Genomic DNA, 23,803 nt, shown 5'->3' with positions numbered 1-23,803 from the left:
GGCTGAAGAAGCTTAGCAATGAATGCTTAAACTTCGCGTAACAATTAAGGAGGAACACAATTATGACTATTAAAAGAGCGCAGTCCTTCGTGACTCAAAACGCAATCTACATCGTGCTGGTATTGCTGATCATGGGGATTATCATATACGAGCCAAGCTTCATGTCCATCAATACCTTGCGGGATGTCCTGATCCAGTCCTCCACACGCGTGATTATTGCGCTTGGGGTGGCCTTTATCCTGATCACAGCCGGGACCGACTTGTCGGCAGGCCGGGTGGTCGGCTTCACAGCGGTGATCTCAGCTTCCATGCTGCAGATACCCGATTACTCCCGCCGCTTCTTCCCCGATCTGCCGCAGGTGCAGGTCTGGCTGCCGATTCTGATTGCCATTGTGGCCGGCCTGCTCTGCGGTCTCGTCAATGGGATTATCGTATCTAAGCTGAACGTTCCGCCGTTTATCGCCACTCTGGGCACGATGCTCATCGTGTACGGCTTGAACTCGCTCTACTTCGATATGGACCCGAACCAATCCCAGCCGATCGGCGGATTGCGTTCCGACTTCACCGACATCGGCTCCGGCTTCATCGGCAGCGGCCAGTATTCCATCCCGTACATCGTGCTCATAGCCCTCGGAGTCGCGGCGATAGTCTGGGTGCTGTTCAACAAAACCAAGCTGGGTAAGAACATGTACGCCATCGGCGGCAACATGCAGGCAGCCAAGGTATCCGGGATCAATGTCTCCAAGAACCTGATCTACATCTACGCTATCGCTGGTGCCCTGTACGGTCTGGCCGGTGTGCTTGAAGCAGCCAGAACCGGCGGCGCGACCAACAACTACGGGAACATGTATGAGCTTGACGCCATCGCAGCCTGCGTAGTCGGCGGCGTATCCACCACCGGCGGAATTGGTACCGTGCCGGGCGTCCTGGTCGGCGTTATCATCTTCACCCTGATCAACTACGGCCTGACCTTCATCGGCATCAGCCCTTACTATCAGCTGATCATCAAAGGCCTGATCATTATCGCGGCTGTATCGTTTGATATGCGGAAATATTCATCGAAAAAATAGGCTTGGGTTCGGTGATGATCCGTACCTGCGGGGATTTTGGACTTCCGGCCGCTGTCGCTCCTAAGTTATTGAATTCAAGTGTTCATATAATTTGAACTGAACTGAGCATCTTGGGTGGAAGGTATGATCGTGACTGCGGTGAGTTTTGGACTTCCGGCCGCTGTTGTCTCCAGATTTCTTGATTTAAACCGCTAATCGCGGTAGAAATCCGGAGACAAAGGCGGACGCTCCCGCTCCTCCAGTTCCAAAATCCCCTCCGCCACTTTCCTTCTACCCGAGGATCAGTTCATAATTCAAATTCCATTACAATTGAATTCAAGAACTCAGCGGGTGCTGGCGCTCCTTCAGTCTCAAATCCCCTCCGGTACTCCTATCATCTCACCAAGGGTGGGGAAGGCAGGGAAAGAGCGTTTGCGGTACCCACGCAAACGCTTTTTGGCCTGCTCGGATTTGTCGCAGCGTTGCTCCAAATCATTCGAATACACGTGCCTGCCGGATTTGGGGCTTCCGGATGCTACCCCTCCTTCGGTTCCCGATTTCCATCTGCTTCTCCTATCACATGATCCTAAAATGTTGCAATAAATGCAATTCCAGTTGGCTCGAGTAGGGGTACTCAGGGGGGATTGCTGCACGAATTACAACATTTCCTCTTCTAATTGGCTTGCGGGCGGACAAATGCTGCCTTTCATACAACAATGTTAGTTTAAAGTCGATATACATAGCCGAATGTTGCATTTTGGGCAGGATTTCGCAGCTTACAGTAACTAATTAATAGTTTTTATTCTGATTTAGAGGCGTCAGGGGGCAGAGGGTGGGGGGAGAGGTGCCAGGTGATAAGTGGCAAGCAGTCAGGCGGCAGGCAGCAGGAGACAAGCAGTTAGCATTCAGGTAGCAGGCAGTGGGCGGCAAGTAACAAGTGGCTAGTAATCAGGTAGCAGACGGTAAATAGTTAGCGGTCAGCAGTCAATATTGAATAGTCAGCAGTTAGCAGTCAGCAAGTTAGCAGTAAGTAGTCGGGTTGCAGTCAAGTGACTGGTAACAGGCAGAATTAGCACGGTTTTTACGGACGTATTTGTCCAGTCCGCTGAATAGAGTTTTAGACCTCTATCCTTTATAGAGTTTTATAAACCTTTGCCTGCCCAGCAAAAGGGTTATTCTCATATTTCAAGGGCAGGCACAGCAGCCCTTGTTCACCCGGTACACACCCTCCAAAAGGGTGTGTTTGTGTTTTTACAACAGAAAGGCAGCAGTAACGGAGGGGATTTTGGAACTGTAGGAGCGGCAGCGTCCGCCTTTAGGTTTGGATTTCTACCGCGAACAGCGGTCTGAATCAAGAAATCCAAACCTAACAGCGGCCGGAAGTCCAAAACTCACCGCAGTTACGACATCGCTTTTCTGTTTTTTAACGCCCAAGCACACCCTTTCCCCCTCGCTCTCATAGTCTATAGGCAAAAGCCTTTGTAAAGGAGAACGACAACATGCTGAGGATTAAGCTGAACGAGCTGGGAAAAGGGAACGACAACGGTTTGATTCAGACGGAGGTATGGCGGTGGGACGGTATCGGCTGGAATGAGTGTATTCCGCAGCAGGAGGAGGATTTCATCCGTGCGGAAGAGGATTTGTTCGTGACAATCCCGGCAGAGGCGGGCTTATATCGTGTAGACTACTCCAAAAAGCCACTGGAGGCGCTCATTGTGCTTCCGGATGACGGCGGAGGCCTGCGGGCAGCGCTGCTGCATCCGGCTCCTTTTAAGCTTAAGGACGGGACGCTGTGGGGATATATCAACAACGACGGCCGGATTGTGATTGAGCCGAGATATGATTATGCGGAGGAGTTTCAGGAGAATGGCCTGGCGGTAGTGCAGCGGGGGAATGTCAGCGGTCTGATTGACAGCTCCGGGCGGGAGCGGGTCAAACCGGTCTATAATTTTATTGGTCCTTTTTCCGAGGGGCGGGCCGTGGTGTCGGATGTGAAGGGCTACACTTTTATTGATGAAAAAGGCAAAGAGGTGACGTCCGCGCGCTATGACTATCTGAATTCGCTGCACGAAGGCCGTGCGCTGTTCTCCAAGCAGAATACTACCGGGGGGAACTCGTTGTATGGCTACCTGGATGCCCAGGGCAAAGAGGTGCTGCCAGCCGTCTATCTGGACGCCGGGGATTTCTCAAACGGGACTGCACTGGTCAAAATAGCCGAAGGGGAATATGCGCTGATTGATCTCCATGGCGTGGTGCTGCATACGTACAAACATCCTTTTGTCGGGTATCCGGGGGATGGGCTGCTGGCCTTTCAGGCGACGGAGAATGGAAAATACGGTTATCTGCACACGGACGGCACGATTGCTATCCAGCCGCAGTATACGGCAGCTCTGCCGTTCTCGGAGGGCCGGGCGGTGATTAACACAGCCGCTGATTATGGCAACGCCTACGGTCTGATCGATAAGCAGGGGAAAATGATCATTCCCGCCGTCTATTATGAGGTGCAGCAGCTGGGAGAGAACCGTGTGGCGCTGGGGACCCCGCTGTATGCGGATCAGCCCTACAGAGGCTCCAGATATGTCATCGCCGATGCGCTGACCGGAAGAATTCTCAGCACCCACCCGCTGCTGGGCGTGAACAATTATCAGCAGGGACTCGCGTCGGTGTATGATGCGAAGGATACGTATTTTATTGACACCAGCGGGAAAAAAGCCGCCCAGCCCCCGGTCATCGCAGGCTCAGGATCACTGTCCTTCAGCGGCAGCCTGATCCGCGCGGATATTGATCTGCGCACCTCTTATTATGACCGTAAAGGCAAGCAGGTCTGGCGGCAAAACGGGGTCATTCCGCTCAGACCGCCATACTCTGTGCTGGAGAAGAAATACAAGCCTAACCGGGATTATCTGGTCTATTATCCGGTCGTGGAAGGGATCGCGGTTGCTGAGGTCTCGAAGGCAGTGAATGACAAGCTGCGGGGCCTGTCGCTCCCATACGGGGCGGGGACGGGGGGAGGCACGCAGGATTTCAGCTATACGGGAGATTTCGCCGTATCCTTCTTCCGCAAGAATCTGCTGGTGCTGGAGCTTAGCGGTTATCATTTTCCGTTCGGCGCTGCGCACGGCATGCCTACGCGGATCTATGAGCATATCAACCTGCGCACCGGCAAGTTCTACACGCTCAGCGATCTGTTCAAGCCCGGCAGCAAATACGTGCAGAAGCTCAGTGATATTGTCGGCAAGCAGATTGCGAATGATCCGCAGTATTCCTATGTTTTCCCTGATACGTATAAAGGCATTACAGCCGATCAGCCCTTTTATGTGGATGCTGAGGCGCTGTACCTGTATTTTGCACCTTATGAGATTGCTCCGTACGCCGCAGGATTTCCAACCTTCCGCATTCCGTATGCTGAGATTATGGGCCTGATCTCGACCGAAGGGGAGTTCTGGCAGTCTTTTCATTAAAATAAGCGATAGAATCGCCGATATATAGGATAGACACAGCCGTCCTGAAAAGGACGGCAATGCTGTTTTCTTTTGCCGCTGGCGGAGGGACAAGCCTTCCTATCTATGAAATCCTTTCTATACTATAAAATGACAGAATTTAGAAGCGCACAGCTGATAGTTTTGTGTTACAATGACCTAAGAACAGATTACAACTTTGTAACATATGTAGACAGACACCCTTGTCCCCATGATACACCACAACGAAGATTAAGGAGATGGCAGAATGAAAAGCAAGACTTTGAGAAGAATGATAGGTGGAAGCGTAGCCGCTGTTATGGCGCTTGGCATTTCTCTTCCATTACAAGCAAACGCAGCAGCAGCCGGTGCCTCTGCGGCAGCCGGATCAGATATGAATTTCGCACAGCTCATGGACTATTTCACACAGAACAATTCGAAGACCTTTGTACTGGATGGCAATACGTACACTGTCACTAAAACCTTTGTATACACAACGCCAGCTGCAGCTGCCCCGGCAGCACAGCCGGTAGCTCCGGCTAAGCCGGTTGCAACAGCAGCACCAGTGGCTACAGCGGCACCGGCAGCAACTGCTAAGCCAGCCCCGGCCCCCGCTGCCACTGCAAAACCTGTGGTAACCCCTGCCCCATCTGCGGTTCCTGCAGTTGGCAATAACGCCTCCAGCTACACACAGCAAGTAGTCGCACTGGTGAACAAAGAGCGCGCTGCAGCTGGACTAGCCCCTGTCTCCGCACTGGACAGCCTGAACAAAGTGGCTGCGGCGAAGGCTGCGGACATGCGCTCGAACAACTATTTCTCACACACTTCTCCGACCTACGGATCACCTTTTGATATGATGTCGGCGTTCGGCATTACGTATAAGGCGGCTGGTGAGAATATCGCTATGGGCCAGAAGACCCCTCAGGAAGTTATGACGGCGTGGATGAACAGCCCGGGTCATAAGGCTAACATCCTGAGCGCGAATTTCAACTACATCGGCGTGGGCTTCGATAATAATTACTGGGTCCAGGAATTCATCGGTAAATAAAGTTACGTTAACTCCGCCCTCCGGCATTGCCGGGGGGCGTTTTTATGTTTTTAGGATATTAAAGTAATATTGGTCTTGATACGATTAGCGCAGCGTCATCGTGCCGCAGTCCGCGGTCTTGCACGATCAGCGTAGCGCCATCGTGCCGCCCTTACTGCTTCCACCGTTTAGGTGTGAAGCGGCGGAGGGGATTTTGGAACTGTAGGAGCGAATGCGTCCGCCTTTGTCTCCGAATTTTAACCGTATAACGGTTCATTCAATAAATTTGGAGACAACAGCGGCCGTAAGTCCAAAATCACCGCAGCCGCGCCCCCACCTAAACCCCCCTACGGTTTGCAAATTGTGCAAAGAAGAATTATGTTTATCTACATAGTTAATAATGTTGTGAATGATGGAAGAGGCAGAAGAGTACGGCAGATGGAGGGATAGCATTGAAGGAATCCAAATGGACCTGGAGGACAGTAAGCCTGGTGTCCATCCTGGCAACTTTACTTTTGATTACAGGATTTGTGTATGCAGTGGGAGATATTCTGAACCCGAAGGGGGAGCAGTTCCTCTCGTCCCTTCCGCAGGAGACGGCTGCACCGACAGCCGCGGCAAGTGACGAATACAAGATCCTGGCGCTTGGTGATTCTCTGGCCAAAGGGACCGGAGACAACTCCGGGCAAGGGTTTGTTAGACGGACCGTGGATGCCTTGTCGGCCAATGGAGGAAAGGCAGAGCTGCTGGGCAATATGGGCATTAACGGCTTGACCACAGCTGCTTTACAGAGCAAGCTTCAGGAGGAAGGGGTACAGTACGCGCTGCGTCAGGCGAATGTCATCCTGATCTCCATCGGCGGGAACGACCTGTTCCGGGGCTCGGATATTCTGGGCACAGGCGGGAGCAGCGGACAAGCAGCCGCCTCTGCGAAGCCTTCGGAGCAAGCGGTACCTCAGAGCACGGAAGCCCCTGCCAATAACAAGGTAGAAGGCACTACCCCGGTTCCAACCGCGTCTGCAGGTGATCTGACCCCGGAATCGCTTCTCTCCGCTCTGCCTGGGGCCGCCAAACGGCTGGGCAGCATACTGGATACAGTTGCAGAAGTGAATCCGCAGGCCCAAGTCTATTACATCGGACTGTATAATCCCTTTGGAGATATCGAGGGGCTGCTAATTCCCGGTAATCAGGCGGTAACGGCGTGGAATAATGCGGCGATGGATATGATCAACAAGCATCAGAACATGACGCTGGTCCCGACCTTTGACCTGTTTGACCGCCATTTGGCGAAATATCTGTCAAATGATCATTTTCACCCGAACGGGGACGGCTATCAGCGGATGAGCGAGCGGATTGTACAGGCGGTTCGTTGAATCGATGATTTTTTGAACAGAAATGACTGTGGCAAGGAGCTGTATAAGATGGCGAGAACCATTCATGAGGCACCGGGGGAAGAAGTCGTTCTGTCCGCCCGGGGAGTGCGTAAAAAAATCGGCCGCAAATGGATTATAGATGATGTCACGTTTGATGTGAAAAAAGGCGAAATCTTCGGCTTTCTCGGTCCGAATGGGGCAGGCAAAACCACAACCATCCGCATGCTGGTGGACCTGATCCGCCCGAGCGAAGGGACGATTACCGTCTGCGGCTATAATGTGAACCGGAATCCGGAAAAAGCGCTGCAATACGTTGGCTCTATTGTCGAGAATCCCGAGGTCTACACGTATCTGACGGGCTGGGAGAACCTGCAGCATTTCGCCCGTATGCAGCCCGGAGTGGACGAGCAGCGGATTGCCGAGGTCGTTGAAATTGTGCGGCTCGATCAGCGCATCCAGGATAAAGTCAGCACGTATTCGCTGGGGATGCGCCAGCGGCTCGGTATTGCCCAAGCTCTGCTCGGCCGTCCCCGGCTGCTGATTCTCGATGAGCCGACCAACGGCCTGGACCCCAAGGGGATCAAGGAGCTGCGCGAATTCATTCGTAAGCTGGCAGACGAAGGGCTGGCGGTCTTTGTGTCCAGTCATCTGCTGAGCGAAATTCAGCTGCTGTGCGACCGGGTAGCCATTATCAGCAAAGGCCGTGTACTCGCTGTTGGCGCTGTAGACGAGCTGGTTGCCCGTAACTCGCCTTATGTCCTGTGGGAGCTGGAGCCGCTTCAGCGGGCAAGAGACATCATGGCCGGGCGGCCGGATATCGCGCTGCTTCATCTGGACGAGGTTACCCTGGATGACTCGGTCATCGCAGGCATGGGCGTGAATTCCCTGGTTACGGCGATGGACGAGGAGCTGATCCCGGAGATTGTTGCCGTGCTGGTTGCACAAGAGGTGGAAGTCCGGGCTGTGCATAAAATCAACCCTACACTGGAACAGCTATTCTTGAAGCTAACGGAAGGTGAAGCCATTGACTAACCTGCTGCCGCTCATCCGAAATGAGTGCCTGAAGATTATTAAAAAGAAACGTTTCTATGTCATCCTGCTCATCCTGCTCGTGCTGGTGCCAATGTTTACCTATGCGCAAATGCGCATAGCCGAGCGCAGCCGTGACAAATTTAACTCTGACTGGAGGCTGGAGATCCAGCAGCAGATTACCGATAACCAGAATTCGCTCGGCAGCGACCGGATTCCGGAGGAATGGAAGTCGTACCGGCGGATTTTTCTCCAGCAATTGCAGTATTATCTGGACCATGATGTGAATCCGAACGAGCCGAGCGGAGTAACGTTCACCCGGGAGTTTGTCAATAATTCCGTCTCCCTGTTCATTCCGCTGCTGATCATGGCGGTTGCCTCCGACCTGGTCTCCGGGGAGCGGACGACAGGCACGATCAAAATGCTGCTGACCCGCCCGGTCAGACGCTGGAAGGTACTGTTCAGCAAAATGGTAGCGCTGCTGATGTTCGTCTCGCTGATTGTCCTGTCCGTATTCGTAATCAGCTATCTGATATCGGGGCTGGCTTTTGGCTATAAGGGGTTCAATGTTCCAGTCTTTACAGGCTTCCAGCTAAACGGTGATACTGTGGATATGACGAAGGTTCATGCCGTGGAGCAGTGGAAGTATCTGCTGATGCAGGGCGGGCTGATCTGGTATGTCAGCATCGTGGTGGCCCTGCTGGCCTTCATGGTGTCGGTGCTGGTCCGCAGTACGGCTGCGAGCATTGTAGTGATGATGGCGGCGCTGATTGCCGGAACGATCCTGACGAATATGGCTTCCGCCTGGACGGCGGCCAAATATTTATTTATGGTCAATATGGAGCTGACGACTTATTTAGCGGGCACTCCCGCGCCGATAGAGGGCATGACACTGGGCTTTTCGATGGCGGTTCTGGGCATTTGGGGGCTTGCGGCCGTAATCATTTCATTCGCCGTCTTTACGAAACGGGATATTTTGAATTAGAATGTACAAAGTGAACGAAAACGTTTGTTTGCATTTTTAGAGAGACAGGAAGACAAGTGAAGGAGGAGCATGAATGCTCGAACAGATCGATATGTTTGCAAAAGTCTCTAAGAACGGCGAAGCAGGCCGGACTGGATACGATGCTGACGACATTCAGGTGCTCGAAGGTCTGGTTGCGGTCCGCAAACGGCCCGGCATGTATATTGGCAGTACGAGTTCCTCGGGTCTGCACCATTTAGTATGGGAAATAGTAGATAATGCCGTAGATGAGCATTTGGCCAAGTTTTGCTCGAAGATTGATATTACACTGCGTAAAGACGGATCGGTGACCGTCATTGACAACGGACGCGGAATACCGACCGGAATGCACAAGACAGGAGTCCCAACGCCGCAGGTGGTATTCACTATACTGCATGCAGGCGGCAAATTCGGCGGCTCCGGCTACAAGAAGTCGGGCGGCCTGCACGGGGTCGGGGCTTCGGTTACCAATGCGTTGTCCGAGTGGCTGGAAGTGGAGATTTACCGCGAAGGCAAGATTCACCGTCAGCGCTTTGAATACTGGGTCGACAAAAGCGGAAAAGAACATGTCGGTGAGCCAGTGACCGGTCTTGAGATACTGGGGAATACGAATAAGACCGGTTCGAAGATTACCTTCAAGCCGGATGTTCGCGTCTTCGCTGCGGGCATTTCATTCAACTATGATACGCTTGCAGAACGGGTACAGGAGATCGCCTTCCTGAATTCCGGGCTTAGAATCAATCTGAGCGATGAGCGCAGCGGGCGTCAGGATGAATTCTTCTACGAAGGCGGCGCCAGCCAGTTCGTGCAATTCCTGAACGAAGGCAAGGATGTACTGCACGATGTAATCCATTTCAGCTCCGAGAAGGACGAGATCGAGGTGGAAATCGCGCTGCAGTATAATGCGGGGTATACGGAGACGATCGCTTCTTTTGTCAACTCCATTCCTACCCGCAGCGGGGGAACACACGAGACAGGCTTCAAGACAGCCTATACCCGTGTGCTGAATGATTACGCCCGCCGCACGCAGCTGCTCAAGGAGAAGGATAAGAATCTGGAGGGCAATGATCTGCGCGAAGGCATGATGGCGGTCATCAGCATCAAGATGTCGGATGTGGAGTTTGTCGGACAGACGAAGGATCAGCTCGGAAGCGCATCTGCCCGCAGCGCCGTGGACTTCATCGTCTCCGAGCGGATGGCGCGGTTCCTGGAAGAGAATCCCCAAGTTGCACAGAGTCTGCTGAAAAAATCGATCCAGGCCTCCAAGGCCCGTGAAGCTGCCCGCAAGGCCCGTGATGAGATCCGCAGCGGCAAGAAGCGCAGTGAGAGCTCGAACCTGGGCGGCAAGCTGTCACCTGCACAGTCCAAGGACGTTACACGTACCGAGATCTTCATCGTCGAGGGCGATTCAGCCGGTGGCTCCGCGAAGCAAGGCCGGGATTCTAAGATTCAAGCGATCCTGCCGCTGAAGGGCAAGCCGATGAACCCCGAGAAGGCCAAGCTGCTGGATATCCTGAAGAATGACGAATACAAGGCGATCATTTCGGCAATCGGTGCGGGAATCGGGCCTGATTTTGCCGTGGAGGACAGCAATTATTCCAAAATCATCATTATGACTGATGCCGATACGGACGGCGCACATATCCAGGTGCTGCTGCTGACCTTCTTCTACCGCTACATGAAGCCGCTGATCGATGCCGGCAAGGTCTATATCGCCCAGCCGCCGCTGTATAAGCTGACGCGCAAATCGGGTAAGCTGGAGACAGTCCGCTATGCCTGGAGCGATGAGGAATTGCAGAATTATCTGAAGGAATTCGGGAAGAATTTCGAGCTGCAGCGGTACAAGGGACTGGGTGAGATGAACCCGGACCAGCTGTGGGAGACTACGATGAATCCCGATTCGCGTACGCTGCTTCAGGTGCAGATCGAGGATGCCGCCAAGGCGGAGCGCCGCGTTTCCACGCTGATGGGCGATAAGGTCGATCCGCGTAAGCGCTGGATTGTCGAGAACGTCGACTTCACGGAGATCGTGGAGTAACAAAGATCGTAAGTAGTAGTGGGAAGTGACGAAACCTTCCGCTGTTTTTAATTTTTTGATGATCGGTTTAAGCGAAGCGGCTGGTTCTTGAATTCAATGGATTGTGAACTATGTTTTGATAAACTGATACAAGGGAAAGTAACGGAGGGGATTTTGGAACTGGAGGAGCGTCAGCGTCCGCCTTTGTATTTAGATTTCATCCGCTAGGCCTATGAATCAGAAATCTAAATACAACAGCGGCCGGAAGTCCAAAATCACCGCAGTTACGATCTTACCTGTTATCAAAATATTGTTTGTTTTTGAATTCAATAACGCAAGAGCGCAGCGGTCAGATCATCAAGCTTTAAAAACGCGGACAGAATGAGGAACAGAAGGTGAAGAGGATATGAGCAGTTTATCAGAGCAATTTTTGCCGGCTTTTCTGGAAGAGGTCGTGGGTGACCGGTTTGGCCGGTATTCCAAATATATCATTCAGGACCGGGCGATCCCCGATGTGCGCGACGGGCTAAAGCCCGTGCAGCGCCGGATTCTGTATGCCATGTACGATTCCGGCAATACGCCGGATAAGCCATACCGCAAGTCAGCCAAAACGGTCGGTGATGTCATGGGTAACTACCATCCCCACGGGGACTCCTCGATCTACGACGGGATGGTGCGGATGGCACAGCCGTGGAAGATGGGGCATGTGCTGGTAGACGGACACGGCAACTGGGGTTCCATGGATGATGACCCGGCAGCGGCGATGCGTTACACAGAAGCGCGCCTGTCTCCGATTGCCATGGAGATGATGCGCGATATTGAGAAGCGCACCGTACTGTTCAAGGACAACTTCGATAATACGGCCAAGGAGCCGGTGGTTGTTCCCTCCCGTTATCCGAATCTGCTGGTGAACGGGACGAGCGGGATCTCGGCCGGATTCGCCACTGAGATTCCACCGCATAACCTGCGGGAAGTCATCGATGCCTGCATCGCGGTCATGCAGAAGCCGGACATTGCGCTTGAGGATATCATGACCTTCATCAAGGGACCGGATTTCCCGACAGGCGGAACCATTATGGGCGGAGACGGCATTATGGATGCTTACCGCACCGGCAAAGGCCGTATCTATCTGCGTTCCAAGACGGAGATTGAGAACCTGCGCGGCGGGAAGCAGCAGATCGTGATCACCGAGGTGCCTTTCCAGATCGTGAAGTCACGGCTGGTGACCTCCATGGAGAACATCCGTCTGGAGAAAAAGATTGAAGGGATCGCCGAGGTCCGCGATGAGAGCGGCCGTGAGGGCCTGCGCATCGTGGTGGAGCTGAAGAAGGAGGCAGATGCACAAGGCGTCTTAGCCTATCTGCTCAAAAAAACCGATCTCCAAGTCACCTACAACTTCAACATGGTAGCCATCGTTAACAAGGCTCCGCAGCAGCTGGGGCTCAAAGCGATCCTTGAAGCTTACATTGCCCATCAGCGCGAAGTGGTCACTCACCGTACCCGGTTCGATCTGGAACGGGCGGAGGACCGTGCCCATGTCTTAGAGGGACTGGTCAAGGCGCTGAATATTCTGGACGAAGTGATCGCTGCCATCAAGGCATCGAAGAACCGTCAGGATGCCCAGAATAATCTGGTTTGGATGTTCGGCTTCAGCGAAAGACAGGCTGATTCTATCCTTACCTTGCAGCTCTACCGTCTCACCAATCTGGAGATACATTCGCTGCAGAAGGAGCTGGATGAGATGCTGGCCCGGATTGCTGTGCTCCAGGGGATTCTGGACAGCGACAAGAAGCTGATTACCGTTATCCGCAAGGAGCTGCTGGAGATCCGTGACAAATACGGAATCGACCGCCGTTCCCTGATTCAGGGTGAGGTAGAGGAGCTTAAGGTTAACATGGAGGTTCTGGTCAATGCGGAGGATGTGCTGGTTGCACTCTCTGCAGACGGCTATATCAAGCGGACCGGCATGCTGTCCTTCACCCGTTCGGGCGGGGAGCGCCACTCTTCAGGCGTCAAGGATGGCGATCATATCGTCAAGCTGCTGGATCTGAATACCCGGGAGAGCCTGCTCGTCTTCACCCGCAAGGGTCAATACTTCCTGCTTCCCGTGCATCAGATTCCAGAGTTCAAATGGAAAGATCCGGGGACGGCCATCGTCAACGTGATCGGACTGAATAAGGGAGACAGTGTCGTCAGTGTACTGCCGGTCGGCAACCTGGAGGACCCGCTGGCCAGTCTGGTCTTCATCACCCGCAAGGGGCAGGTGAAGCGTACCGAGCTCAAGGAGTACTCTACAAGCCGTTCCGGAGCCGTTGCCGCCTGTAAGGTGGCCGAAGGCGATGAGATCATTACAGTGGCGCACAGCAGGGGTGACAAGGACATCGTGCTGATTACCCGTGAGGGCATGAGCATCCGTTTCCGTGAGAATGAAGTGAATCCTATGGGCCGGGTGGCCACAGGAGTTAGGGGAATTCAGCTCCGTGAAGGAGATGAGGTGGTCTCCTGCTTCTGGGTCAGCGAGGATGAAGGTGAGATCCTGGCTATATCCGACATCGGTTATGCCAAGCGCTCCCTGATGGTGGATTATCCTTCCCAGAGCCGCGGAGGCAAAGGGATGCCAACCTTCGAGTTCAAGGAAGGCAAGCGTGTCCGCCCGAACGGCAGCAGGCTGGCAGGCGCATTCTATTGCAAGGAGCCGCTGGAGGTGACCGCCATCACCCAGAGCGGCGCGGTACATTCCTTCTCTTCCGAATCGGCACCGATTGCTGAACGCCGTTCTACAGGCAAGCAGCTGGTTGCTGTCGAGAAGAAGGACGAGATCGCCATTCTTTTTCAGGCAGTCAAGTAAAATATAATACCGCATGGAACGGCGCGGGCAGCCCAGGAGTAACAGGCTGCCCGCGTTTTTAATTTGGGGGGGAATAGTTGCAGATATGATTTTATTTTTTGGCCTTGAAGGATTTGGAATTTTTCTGGCGAAAAAGTAAATATACCTTATAGAGATCCGCAGGAAAGGAAGGAATAAGTGTGCACTCCACTGAATTCAGTAAAATCTGGCATAAGATATTAAAGGACTATAAGCTACATATGGACAGCAAGCTTGCGCCTACACTGACTGATGCCCAGCTTACCGTACTGGAATTGCTACAGGAGCGTGATGCGATGAAGCCTTCTGATTTGGCCCCTCATCTGGCAACCAGTCCGGCGGCCGTGACGATGCTGCTTGACCGGATGGAGAAGCATAATCTGATTGTCCGTGAACGCGATGCCTCAGACCGCAGAATTGTCTGGGTGAGCATCACCGAGACAGGCCAGCGGGAGACGCTGCGCGGACTGAAGGTCCGCAGTGATTTTTTTGCAGAAGCGCTGGACCCCATTTCCTCCCATAATCAGCAGCTGCTGCTCTACCTCATGGGCAAGATGGCGGTTGCCCCGGCCGTGGATGACGCAGCTTCGGTACAGTCCGTATAAGCACCTACTGAGAACCTATATGATCATGCAAAAAAGCAGGCTGTCCGTTAAAGGATAGCCTGCTTTTGCATTTGCGGAGTCCAAAGATTCCAGGGATAGGAACGGGGAGGCAGGGAGAGCAGCTCGACTTCTTCCTTGGTCACCGGATGCGGGAACCGGGTGAGTGCAGACCATAAGGCAATCTGCTGTCCCGGTCTGTTCACGGCCGCGCCGTACTTCTGATCTCCATATAGCGGACATCCAACGTTGCTGAGCTGGACGCGGATCTGGTGGGAGCGGCCGGTCAGCAGGTCAATTCTCACCAGCGAATAGCCTTCTGCCGTACCAATCACGGTATAATCAAGGATGGCTTGCTTGCCGCCTGGCGTTCCCTCCCGGACGGCCTGGACGGTGTTATTCTTAGGGTCCTTAAGCAGCGTATGCTCCAGCCGGGCCTCTACGCCCGGAAGCTGACCATGCACCACTGTCAGATAGACCTTCTGGAAGGCGTGGGTGCGCACACTCTCGGATAGCCGGGAGGCCGCCTTCGAGGTCTTGGCGAAGATCATAGCACCGCCTACAGGCCGGTCCAGCCGGTGAACCAGGCCCATGAAGACGTTGCCCGGCTTCGTGTAGCGTTCCTTCACATCTTCCTTCAGCAGTGTCAGCAGATCCGGGTCGCCTGTAGCATCCTCTTGAACGGGAATATTCACAGGCTTCACAATGCCGAGCAGATGGTTGTCCTCATATAGAATCTCGAACCGGGAGGGGCTGCTGCCGGATTCTCCTGCTGCGCCGTTATTCGTTCCGGTCATGGCTTACGCCTCCCAGCGGCCCAGAATCCCGCAAGGCAAATTCATGCCGGAGGCTGTAATCGGCAAGCCGATCTCACCGGAATTTAGCTTGCCGCCATAGCGCTTGCCCATCGTCATTGACAGCATGTTGCGCAGTACGGTTGGCGAGATGCCGGTCGTGTAGGAGTTAATCAGCATGAATAACGGACGGTCGCTCATAATCTCCATGCAGCTCTCCAGGAACGGATAGAGACTGGATTCGAGCTTCCACATTTCACCGCCCGGCCCTCTTCCGTAGGACGGCGGGTCCATAATAATTGCATCATATTTGCTGCCGCGGCGCTGTTCGCGCTGGACGAACTTGAATACATCATCGGTAATGAAGCGGAGCGGCTTGTCGGCAAGACCGGACAGAGCTACATTCTCCTTGGCCCATTGAACCATCCCCTTGGCTGCATCGACATGCACGACGGAGGCTCCGGCACTTGCTGCCGCAACAGTGGCTCCGCCGGTATAAGCGAACAGGTTGAGGACGGAGATCGGCCGGTTAGCCGCTGCGATCTTGTCCATCATCCAGCGCCAGTTGGCCGCCTGCTCCGGGAACAGCCCGGTGTGCTTGAAGTTCGTCGGGCGGAGGTGGAACTTCAGCTTGCCGTAGCTGATTTTCCAGTCCTCCGGTATCGTCTTCTTCATCTCCCACTGCCCGCCTCCGGCGGAGCTGCGGTGATAATGTCCGTGCACATCCCGCCACTTGGCGCTCTCGCTGGCCAGCGGCCAGATGATCTGCGGGTCCGGCCGGCGCAGGATAATATCGCCCCAGCGTTCGAGCTTCTCCCCGCCCCCGGTATCGATCACTTCATAGTCTTTCCAATCACTGGCTAGATACATTATTAATCCATCCTTCAAAAAGTCATTTAGCCTTTATTGTACAACATTTAAGCCTGCAGCTACAAACAAAATGGTTGCAAAGCAGCGACTATTCCCAGTGTAGCCAACAAGCAAGAGGCGTATAATATTACCAGGAAAAGCAGGGCAGATCATTTTGCAACATAATCCATTCGGTAAGCAGGGGACTTGGCCAATCGAAAAGCAGGTGTTCTGGCGCTTCGTACAGGGATTGTGTATGATCTGAATACAAGGTTACAGCAAAGGAAGGAGGCTGCACGGGGATGTATAATCTTTCGGCGCTGTATCATCCGATTACGGCCAATCCGGCCGGGGGCGGCGAGTATCTGCCGGGCAGGCTGCTTCAGCCGTATATCCGCTGCTACTGGGGATCAGGAGCACAGCCCCGGCTGCCGCAGCAGACGGAGACTATCATACCTGATAGCTGCATGGACATCATATGGGAATGGGATGAGGGGACAGGGGAGTCCGGCGGGATTTTTTGCGGGATTAACGACACTCCGTTTGAGGCAGGACAAGCAGCACAGCCTGTTACGACAGAGCGTTTCGCCATCCGGTTTCACTTCTGGGCCGTTCATTTGTTCGCAGACGAGCCGCTGACGGAGGTATTGAATGTGCATGTTCCGGTAGAGTATTATTTCAGAACCTTCCGTAAGGAGCTGGGAGACAGGCTCCAGCATATCCGTACAATGACTGAGCGCATCGCTGCTGCTGAAGCTTTCCTTTTGCGGAGATTGGAACGGGGAAACCGCAGCAGTGACGGGATGATGAACGCGGTCCACAGGCTGCTTACATCACGCGGGATCATGATGGCAGGGGCGCTGGAGAGCAGCTCGGGCTTAAGCAGCCGCCAGCTTGAACGGCTGTTCCGGCAGCATATCGGCCTTCCGCCCAAAAAGGTCGCCGATCTTATCCGTTTCCAGAATGTCTGGCGTGACCTGTACCGTTCCTCCCAGACCAAGGGCGTAATGCAGGATATGGTGTTCACCTACGGGTACAGCCACCAGTCGCATTTGATCAACAATTTCAAGAAGTTCGCAGGCAGAACTCCGCTGGATGCGCTGAGTTATGCCCGGCGCTGATGTCGTTTTTTTGCAATACAAGCCATACAGGCAGAAGTACAATGAGGATAGAACCGCTGACACCAGCCGGATCACAATACAAGCAATGAAGGGAAGGATATCATTATGATTACAGCTTTTGACGGCATCAACCTGTACAGTAAAGACCCCGTAGCTCTGGTAGCATTCTATTCGGAGGTCCTGGGCATTCCGGTTCCATTCGAGGGCTATGGAGAAGCTGGCGGGGCCAAAATTGCGATAGACGCCAGCCAGCCCGGCATCATTATATGGAACGCAGACAAGTGGGAGAACCTAACCACCGGCACCGTTAATCTTGTATTCTCCTGCGGCAGTCTGGACGAAACGTATGAGCAGCTGAAGGCGAAAGGACTGGATTGCCAGCCTCCGGCAACCATGGAGTACGGCGGTAAAGAGATGAATTTCCGTGATCCCGACGGCAACGCAATTACCTTGCTGGAAGGCGGATATTAATCGTTCCACACATCATATGATAATAGTAATACTGAGCAGCGTCAGCTCCGGGCAGCAGTTATGTCCTGGACTGGCGCTGCTTGTGTTATGCGGCAAGGATGGCCAGGGGAAGAGCAGAATCACTTTTTAATATTGACAATGATAATCATTATCAAATAGAATGAGATTAACACAGTATTAAGGTAAGTAAGATACGGTCTGCTTAAGGGACCGGATTATAGAGAATACATTTTATTTGGACCCTGGGAGGATAAAAGTCATGGCTAAAGTGCTAGTGGCATATGCCAGCTTGACTGGCAATACGGAGGAAATCGCTGAATTGATCGTGGAAGGAATACGCGCGGCAGGCGGAGAGGCCGTACTGAAATCGGTCATGGACTGCAATGCGGATGAGATAAAAGCGTATGAGGCTGTAATGCTGGGTGCGTACACATGGGGAGACGGCGAGCTGCCGGATGAATTCCTGGATTTCTATGAAGAGCTGGATGAGCTGGATCTCAGCGCCTGTAAGGCGGCGGCCTTCGGAAGCGGAGACACCGGGTATGCGATCTATTGCGGAGCAGTGGATCAGATTGAAGAGAAGCTGAAGGAGCGCGGGGCCGAGATTGTGCAGCCCAGCCTGAAGATTGAATACGGTCCGAATGCAGCGGAGAAAGAGGCTTGCCGCACTTACGGGCGCCAGTTCATCGAGATCTGCGCGGCGGTCTCTTAAGGATGGGCGCGGCGGCAGGAGACTTCACAGGAACGAAGCCGGATGCTGAAGCTGGCCGGTACAGACGTCTGAACGATTACCGCATGGAGCACATCATGCTGGGCGGGGCCGAGGTGGCCGGCAGCGGAGCTCCCGCTACCGGACTTCCCCGCTGGAGACAGCAGGTTCAATTTGCAGTCGGACATACGCTTAATGACTACTACAGTCTGCGGCCCGAGGTGCGCCGGGAGACGCCTGTCCAGTTTCTGCTGGAGCGCCGCTGGCCGCCGAAGGGCAATGCTTTTCCTTCCCTGATGCATTACTGGGATGTCAAGCAGGCGGTGGCCGATGAGCTGATGCGGATTGTCGCAGGCAGTTACACCGCAGAGATTCCGGTGATGCGGTTCGAACAGTGGCATGTTCCTGTCCGGGAGCTTGAGATTGAGCTGGCTGTGATTTTTCAGCTGGCCTGGAATTCGAAGCATACGGGACGCAGTCTGAATATCCAGAAATTCATGGTACATGCTGACCAGCAGGTGATTACCGGATTTCTGCATATGGCGAATGTATTCTGCCATAAGGCTTACGGGAAGCCGGCGGAGACGATCGCCATCTACTCGCTGCTGGATGGCCGCAGGCAGCTGTATGACGGAGCAGACATGCCCCTGCAGGAATCGCTGGATTATGTGCGCCTGCTGTCTGTCTTCCTGGAACGGGAAGAACAGGCACCAGGCTGCGTGAAATGCAGCAACCGCCGCAGCGACCGGGATGAAGCCCAGGTGCGGGGCTACGGACTGATGTAGAAGCAGACGATGAATTGAAATTGGAGACGACACAAAAAGCATCTCCTTCAGGGTCAGTTGACCGTGAGGGGATGCTTTTTGATTGTTTAGGAATTGTATGCGAAAAACAGCATACATTGTGCTGGTGCGCAGGCATATGGGCTAAATGTATGCTTCTTGAAATACTCGTTGCCAGGCTAGCCGTTCAAAGGATAGGTGTAATAATCCTGCTGGCTCTGAATGACGAAGCCGCAGCTCTCATAGAGCCGCAGTGCATTCGGGTTATCCAGCGCAACCTCCAGATTCACTCCGTTATAATTCCGCTGCTCCCGCTCAATGGTCTGCTGCAGGGCACTCCGGCCGATGCCGAGACCGCGCAGCTTCTTGTCCACCGTAAATCCGTAGATCCAGGTTTCGTTGTCCTCGGACCACAGACGCATTTTCCCGGCGGGCTGGCCGCTGAGCTCAATGATGATATGCTCCTGTGAGCCTTCCTGTTCGTGCAGCTCATACATTTCAGCGGCGTCCTCTTCGGTCATCTGGAACCCGTCGCAGTCGAAGGCGATGAGTAGAGGGGTCTCCTCCGGACGTGCAGGCCGGAGCATGACATTGCCTGAGGCCGAGCTGGCCTCTGAGGCTCTAACCTTGCTGCCCGCACCATCCCATTTCATCTGAAACTCCGAATGGCTGAAGGCAAGCGGCAAGGTCTTCAGATAGGCATTGCCTGAAGCCGAAGCCGCAGGGGTGTTCAGCAGCAGCGTCTTCGTCTTCCCTCTGCGGATGATGGCCTGGGCCTGTTCCCAGAGGGAGCTAAAGATCCCCCGGCGGCGGTAGCCCGGCCGGACCATGCCGCATACCTCCATATCACCGCCGATGCCGTACAGGCCGATGAAGCCGACCAGCAGGCCGTCCTCATAGGTCAAAAGCCACTCTGCACCGCCTGCTACACTGGGCTGCCGGAGCATGTCCCAGTTCAGCTTCAGCGAGATTCCTTCATAGTGCTCGCAGCGCTGCTGCAGCTCTTCAATCTGTTTCAGTGTATCTGTATTCGTCAAACGTTCTTCCTCCTATTTGAGTACATCCTTGTATTCCTCGTGCTTCTCGAATTGATGGGCCGCATACGGGCACACCGGTACAATCTTGACACTCTGCTCACGGGCCAGGTCAACGACCGCCTGCACGAGCTTCTCTCCAGCCCCCTGGCCGCGCAGATCTTCGGAGACAAAGGTATGGTCAATCACCAGATTCCCTGTGTTTTCTTCGGTTCTGTATGTAATCTCGGCCAGGTCTTTTCCGTCACCAGCGATATAGAAACGTCCTTCTCCCTTTGCAATCTGTTCCATGTATCTTCACTCCATTCGGGTATAGTGGTTTTATTTTACTACCCTGTGCGGCAAAAAGCGAGAAAGGGGAAGAGAGGCACCGTAGGTCATTTACAGCGTGTGATTTCAGCGTAATCATTTATAAATATGGATCGGATTTGAATTTTACCCTATTTTGACTTGTTCTTTTCCCGGTGCTATACTGATTCCATAGCGGGCAAATATGGTTAATAAGAGACTGATTAGACATAAGAGCTAATTGGTCTTGTTTTTTAATGCAGCTATGCTGACACTACTTGGCGTACGCCGCCCCCGGCAACTTGCCCGGCTTTCTTAACGAAAAGGGCGTAGCGCTCAAAAAACTATTAGGAGGAAATATCATGAATACCACAGTACGCTTGACTGAAAGATCCGGATCGAATTCTTCCCAGCGCAGCAAAGGTTTTGTACCGGTTGTAGTTTACGGTGCAGGTTCAGATACCCAGTCCTTCTCAGCAGATGCCAAAACACTTAATGATATTCTCGGCAAAAACCCGCGTGCCATCCTGAAGGTGGAATTCCCGGGCTCCGGCTCGAAGAATGCGGTTATTCAGGAAGTGCAGCGCCAGCCGGTATCCCGTACGCTGCTTCATGTAGATTTGCAGCAGATTGACATGAAGGCTGATCTGGATACCAAGGTAGCCTTCCACTTCACAGGTGATCCTATCGGCGTCAAGAGCGGCGGCGTGCAGCAGGTGGAGCTGTATGAGCTGGATATCCGGACCTTGCCGGACAAGCTGGAAGCAAACCTCGAAGTAGATATCAGCGGCCTCGATATCGGTGATCAATTGCTGGTGTCCGATCTGCCGAAGCATGAAGGCTGGGAGATCCTTACCCCTGAAGATACGCTGATCGTGCGGATTTCGCCTCCGCTCGTGATGGAGGAGCCGGCTGATGAAGCTGCTGCCGCACCAGCTGAGGAAGCAGCCGAAGCTGAGAAGTCTGAAGAATAAGACTTTTCTGGCTGTAGCCATCGCATCTTCTATATGCAGAGAACTTTGCAGACAGCCTGAGATAACGGCTGTATATGGAGAGTCATAATCTTTTATCAACCAGGAGCAGACATATCCTTAGCAGGGAATGGTCTGCTCCTTTTTGCCGAAGCGGGAATCTGGTACATCCTGGTATTTCATATGAGAGAGTAGGAGAGTGCATTCATGAATCCTAATATAATCAAGCTGGTAAGCGGCTCCAATGCGAAGCTGGACGAGGCTTCCACCCAGGCAACCGTGAAGATATCCTGCAGCAGTTCTCCGGCGATTCTGGATATCAGCTGCTTCATGGTGGGCGGGAACGGGAAGGTGCCGTCCGATGATTTCTTTATCTTTTATAATCAGCCAGCTGATCCTAAGCACACGGTCGTATTCAATCCTATCGATAAATACAGCGGGGAGTTTGCTATAGATCTGCGTGCGCTTAGCGCCTCGGGCATTGAGAAATGCGTCTTCGCAGCTACGCTGGACGGTCCCGGAACCTTCGCCGATGTCAGAGGCTGCAGAATCAGCGCGGCGGGGAAGGGTACGGAGCTGGTATATGAAATTATGGACGGTAATGCCGAGACCTCGCTCGTGCTGGCAGAGCTGTACCGCCACGGCGGGGGCTTCAAGCTTCGCGCGGTTGGACGGGGCTTCCATGGCGGACTGAAGCCGCTGGCGGAAGCGCATGGGGTCGAGGTGGAAGACGAAGCGCCGGAGAACGGCAGCGGAGCTGAGGCTCAATCGGTGTCAGGCCATACGGAAGCAGCGGCTGCATACAGCGGACCGCCCAAGGATACAGTCCAGGAGGAGGCTCCCCGGGCTGCCCTGAATTTGACGAAGATTGATCTTCTGAAGCAGCAGGTCGGAATTTCACTGCGCAAGAAGAATCTTGACCAGGAGAAGGCAAGGGTAGCCGTGGTGTTCGATGCATCTGGCTCCATGGCGCAATTATATGCGAAGGGAGTCGTGCGGCGGGCTTTTGAACGGGTGCTGGCTGTGGCTGCCAAGATGGATGATGACGGAATGCTGGATGTCTGGTTCTTCGCCACTAAGAGTAAGAGAATGCCAAGCGTGAATGAACACGGATATGAGGATTATGTGAAGCGGACCTATCCGGGACCGAAGATGTTCGGGGGACTGGGCATCGGGAACAATGAGCCGGTGGTTATGGCGGATCTGATCAAGAAATATACGAAGGAGGAGCCGGGCGACCTGCCGGTATATGTGGTCTTCTTCAGCGACGGGGGCATCTATGAGACGCCCAAAATATCGAAGCTGCTGATCCAGAGCTCGAAGCATAATATTTTCTGGCAGTTTGTGGGGCTGGGCAATGCGGATTATGGCGTACTCCGTGAGCTTGACGATCTGCGGGGCCGTTATGTGGATAATGCCGATTTTTTCGCGCTGGATGATCTGGACGAGGTCAGCGATGAGGACCTGTATGACCGGCTCTTCAACGAGTACCCGAAATGGCTGCGTGAAGCCCGGCAGAAGGGCGTTGTGCGTTCATAGAATGAAGTATAGCGGGCAGATCCGAAGCCGGTAAGGGCTAGGGTCTGCTCTGTTTTTTATGAAGGAGTGGATAGGAGGAGGCGCTGTTGCACGGGAGGGGAGTGTATTTAGGCAGCTTGCCAGTTTACAACGTAACAGTGTTATGTTACGATGAGCGCAAGGAGTGGTGATATGGAAGAGGATTTAATCTCCAAAAAGGAGCTGCTCGATGAGACAGGAATCTCTTACGGGCAGTTGTACCGCTGGAAGCGGAAGCAGCTGATTCCTGAGGAATGGTTCATCCGCAAATCTACCTTTACGGGACAGGAGACCTTTTTTCCGCGGGCACGGATTTTGGGGCGGGTGCAGCATATTTTACAGAAGAAGGATGATCTCTCCCTAGATGAATTGGCGGATCAGCTGTCAGAACCGGCATCCTCGTACAGAATCAGCTTAACTGTATCCCAGCTAAAGGAACGTAACATTGTTTCGGTGAGTAGTCTGGAGCGGTTTGGGAGACCGGAGGCCGAGGGCTTACCGCTGAGCTTCGAGCAGATTCTTAATGTATTTGCGGCAGATTGGCTGCTCAGTAAGGGGGAGCTCAGCTGGGAGGAAGCAGACCGGCTCTATCAGACGCTGGAGAGTCATGCGCCGGGGTACGGGGAGAAGGGCTGGGAGCTGTTTTTTGTGCGGAAGATGGGGGTTAGCTTCTTCATTATGGCGCTGCCGGGAGCGGGGCTGGCCTTCGAAGAGGGGGTACGGCTGGTGAGCAGGCTTCGCTCTGCCGATCTGGCGGAACTACTGAATGGACGTTTGACTGAAGGCGGCTTATAGAGTAAGGA

General features: G+C 53.7%; 20 protein-coding genes. 16 read left to right on the top strand and 4 right to left on the bottom strand.

From position 1 onward, the window contains the following. Positions 1–62 precede the first annotated feature (62 nt). From mglC to MKY86_RS18755, 9 genes are all read left to right on the top strand, one after another. Complete coding sequence (gene mglC, locus MKY86_RS18795) at positions 63–1,070, top strand: galactose/methyl galactoside ABC transporter permease MglC (protein WP_076079225.1); 1,008 nt, start codon at positions 63–65, stop codon at positions 1,068–1,070. Between the two features lie 1,478 nt (positions 1,071–2,548). Then, positions 2,549–4,510, top strand: a complete 1,962-nt coding sequence (locus tag MKY86_RS18790; protein ID WP_076079226.1) for a WG repeat-containing protein — start codon at positions 2,549–2,551, stop codon at positions 4,508–4,510. Between the two features lie 265 nt (positions 4,511–4,775). Then, a complete protein-coding gene (locus tag MKY86_RS18785) occupies positions 4,776–5,555 on the top strand; it encodes a CAP domain-containing protein (protein WP_076079227.1) in 780 nt (259 codons plus the stop codon). Positions 5,556–5,986: 431 nt separating this feature from the next. Continuing rightward, complete coding sequence (locus MKY86_RS18780; RefSeq protein ID WP_076079228.1) at positions 5,987–6,907, top strand: GDSL-type esterase/lipase family protein; 921 nt, start codon at positions 5,987–5,989, stop codon at positions 6,905–6,907. A gap of 48 nt (positions 6,908–6,955) precedes the next feature. Then, entirely contained in the window at positions 6,956–7,939 is a 984-nt protein-coding gene (locus MKY86_RS18775) for an ABC transporter ATP-binding protein (RefSeq protein ID WP_036732945.1), read from the top strand. Then, complete coding sequence (locus MKY86_RS18770; RefSeq protein WP_036732948.1) at positions 7,932–8,921, top strand: ABC transporter permease; 990 nt, start codon at positions 7,932–7,934, stop codon at positions 8,919–8,921. Before MKY86_RS18775 ends, MKY86_RS18770 begins: the two co-directional genes overlap by 8 nt. 73 nt (positions 8,922–8,994) lie before the next feature. After that, positions 8,995–10,977: a DNA topoisomerase IV subunit B gene (gene parE, locus MKY86_RS18765; protein WP_036732950.1), complete on the top strand. Its 1,983-nt coding sequence runs from the start codon at positions 8,995–8,997 to the stop codon at positions 10,975–10,977. 385 nt (positions 10,978–11,362) lie between these two features. Next, positions 11,363–13,804 carry a DNA gyrase subunit A gene (gene gyrA, locus MKY86_RS18760; RefSeq protein WP_076079229.1) on the top strand — a complete coding sequence of 814 codons (2,442 nt, stop codon included), beginning with the start codon at positions 11,363–11,365 and terminating at the stop codon, positions 13,802–13,804. Positions 13,805–13,983: 179 nt separating this feature from the next. After that, positions 13,984–14,427: a MarR family winged helix-turn-helix transcriptional regulator gene (locus MKY86_RS18755; RefSeq protein ID WP_036732955.1), complete on the top strand. Its 444-nt coding sequence runs from the start codon at positions 13,984–13,986 to the stop codon at positions 14,425–14,427. Between the two features lie 47 nt (positions 14,428–14,474). On the opposite strand, the gene MKY86_RS18750 is transcribed toward MKY86_RS18755, so the two are convergent. Together MKY86_RS18750 and MKY86_RS18745 are read right to left on the bottom strand one after the other, a co-directional pair. After that, positions 14,475–15,221 (bottom strand): RluA family pseudouridine synthase, encoded by a 747-nt coding sequence (locus MKY86_RS18750; RefSeq protein WP_076079230.1) that lies wholly within the window; start codon positions 15,219–15,221, stop codon positions 14,475–14,477. A 3-nt stretch (positions 15,222–15,224) separates the two neighbouring features. Next, positions 15,225–16,088 (bottom strand): class I SAM-dependent methyltransferase, encoded by an 864-nt coding sequence (locus MKY86_RS18745; RefSeq protein WP_036732961.1) that lies wholly within the window; start codon positions 16,086–16,088, stop codon positions 15,225–15,227. Positions 16,089–16,369: 281 nt separating this feature from the next. Between MKY86_RS18745 and MKY86_RS18740 the strand changes: the two genes are divergently transcribed. From MKY86_RS18740 to MKY86_RS18725, 4 genes are all read left to right on the top strand, one after another. Then, positions 16,370–17,188, top strand: coding sequence for a helix-turn-helix domain-containing protein (locus MKY86_RS18740; RefSeq protein WP_076079231.1), 819 nt, complete (start codon positions 16,370–16,372; stop codon positions 17,186–17,188). 105 nt (positions 17,189–17,293) lie between these two features. Then, a complete protein-coding gene (locus tag MKY86_RS18735; RefSeq protein WP_036732967.1) occupies positions 17,294–17,659 on the top strand; it encodes a VOC family protein in 366 nt (121 codons plus the stop codon). 259 nt (positions 17,660–17,918) lie between these two features. Then, positions 17,919–18,371 (top strand): flavodoxin, encoded by a 453-nt coding sequence (locus MKY86_RS18730; protein ID WP_036732971.1) that lies wholly within the window; start codon positions 17,919–17,921, stop codon positions 18,369–18,371. Beyond that, positions 18,320–19,153, top strand: a complete 834-nt coding sequence (locus tag MKY86_RS18725) for a hypothetical protein (RefSeq protein ID WP_340827340.1) — start codon at positions 18,320–18,322, stop codon at positions 19,151–19,153. Before MKY86_RS18730 ends, MKY86_RS18725 begins: the two co-directional genes overlap by 52 nt. A gap of 176 nt (positions 19,154–19,329) precedes the next feature. Here the strand turns inward: MKY86_RS18725 and MKY86_RS18720 are convergent, their stop codons facing one another. Beyond that, positions 19,330–20,187, bottom strand: a complete 858-nt coding sequence (locus MKY86_RS18720) for a GNAT family N-acetyltransferase (protein WP_076079233.1) — start codon at positions 20,185–20,187, stop codon at positions 19,330–19,332. Between the two features lie 12 nt (positions 20,188–20,199). Continuing rightward, entirely contained in the window at positions 20,200–20,475 is a 276-nt protein-coding gene (locus MKY86_RS18715) for a GNAT family N-acetyltransferase (RefSeq protein WP_076079234.1), read from the bottom strand. A gap of 359 nt (positions 20,476–20,834) precedes the next feature. Here MKY86_RS18715 and MKY86_RS18710 point away from each other — a divergent pair, with 359 nt between their 5' ends. The 3 genes from MKY86_RS18710 (at position 20,835) to MKY86_RS18700 (ending at position 23,795) form a co-directional block, all read left to right on the top strand. Then, positions 20,835–21,446, top strand: a complete 612-nt coding sequence (locus MKY86_RS18710) for a 50S ribosomal protein L25 (RefSeq protein WP_076079235.1) — start codon at positions 20,835–20,837, stop codon at positions 21,444–21,446. Between the two features lie 204 nt (positions 21,447–21,650). Beyond that, positions 21,651–22,982, top strand: a complete 1,332-nt coding sequence (locus MKY86_RS18705) for a vWA domain-containing protein (RefSeq protein ID WP_076079236.1) — start codon at positions 21,651–21,653, stop codon at positions 22,980–22,982. A gap of 171 nt (positions 22,983–23,153) precedes the next feature. After that, the gene (locus tag MKY86_RS18700; protein WP_076079237.1) at positions 23,154–23,795 is read left to right on the top strand and encodes a DUF4004 family protein; all 642 of its coding nucleotides are present in this window, start codon (positions 23,154–23,156) and stop codon (positions 23,793–23,795) included. The last annotated feature ends 8 nt before the right edge of the window (positions 23,796–23,803 follow it).

The organism is Paenibacillus sp. FSL R7-0333 (assembly GCF_038000365.1).
GTDB lineage: Bacteria > Bacillota > Bacilli > Paenibacillales > Paenibacillaceae > Paenibacillus_AQ > Paenibacillus_AQ silagei.
Note: the sequence above shows the minus strand (reverse complement) of the source record. Positions and strands in the feature narration are given on the sequence as shown.

Coding starts and splice junctions, on each gene's coding strand:
- MKY86_RS18735 (WP_036732967.1), top strand. CDS start 17,294: ATGATTACAGCTTTTGACGGCATCAACCTGTACAGTAAAGACCCCGTA.
- MKY86_RS18730 (WP_036732971.1), top strand. CDS start 17,919: ATGGCTAAAGTGCTAGTGGCATATGCCAGCTTGACTGGCAATACGGAG.
- MKY86_RS18750 (WP_076079230.1), bottom strand. CDS start 15,221: ATGACCGGAACGAATAACGGCGCAGCAGGAGAATCCGGCAGCAGCCCC.
- gyrA (WP_076079229.1), top strand. CDS start 11,363: ATGAGCAGTTTATCAGAGCAATTTTTGCCGGCTTTTCTGGAAGAGGTC.
- MKY86_RS18710 (WP_076079235.1), top strand. CDS start 20,835: ATGAATACCACAGTACGCTTGACTGAAAGATCCGGATCGAATTCTTCC.
- MKY86_RS18785 (WP_076079227.1), top strand. CDS start 4,776: ATGAAAAGCAAGACTTTGAGAAGAATGATAGGTGGAAGCGTAGCCGCT.
- MKY86_RS18705 (WP_076079236.1), top strand. CDS start 21,651: ATGAATCCTAATATAATCAAGCTGGTAAGCGGCTCCAATGCGAAGCTG.
- MKY86_RS18715 (WP_076079234.1), bottom strand. CDS start 20,475: ATGGAACAGATTGCAAAGGGAGAAGGACGTTTCTATATCGCTGGTGAC.
- MKY86_RS18745 (WP_036732961.1), bottom strand. CDS start 16,088: ATGTATCTAGCCAGTGATTGGAAAGACTATGAAGTGATCGATACCGGG.
- mglC (WP_076079225.1), top strand. CDS start 63: ATGACTATTAAAAGAGCGCAGTCCTTCGTGACTCAAAACGCAATCTAC.
- MKY86_RS18740 (WP_076079231.1), top strand. CDS start 16,370: ATGTATAATCTTTCGGCGCTGTATCATCCGATTACGGCCAATCCGGCC.
- parE (WP_036732950.1), top strand. CDS start 8,995: ATGCTCGAACAGATCGATATGTTTGCAAAAGTCTCTAAGAACGGCGAA.
- MKY86_RS18700 (WP_076079237.1), top strand. CDS start 23,154: ATGGAAGAGGATTTAATCTCCAAAAAGGAGCTGCTCGATGAGACAGGA.
- MKY86_RS18790 (WP_076079226.1), top strand. CDS start 2,549: ATGCTGAGGATTAAGCTGAACGAGCTGGGAAAAGGGAACGACAACGGT.
- MKY86_RS18775 (WP_036732945.1), top strand. CDS start 6,956: ATGGCGAGAACCATTCATGAGGCACCGGGGGAAGAAGTCGTTCTGTCC.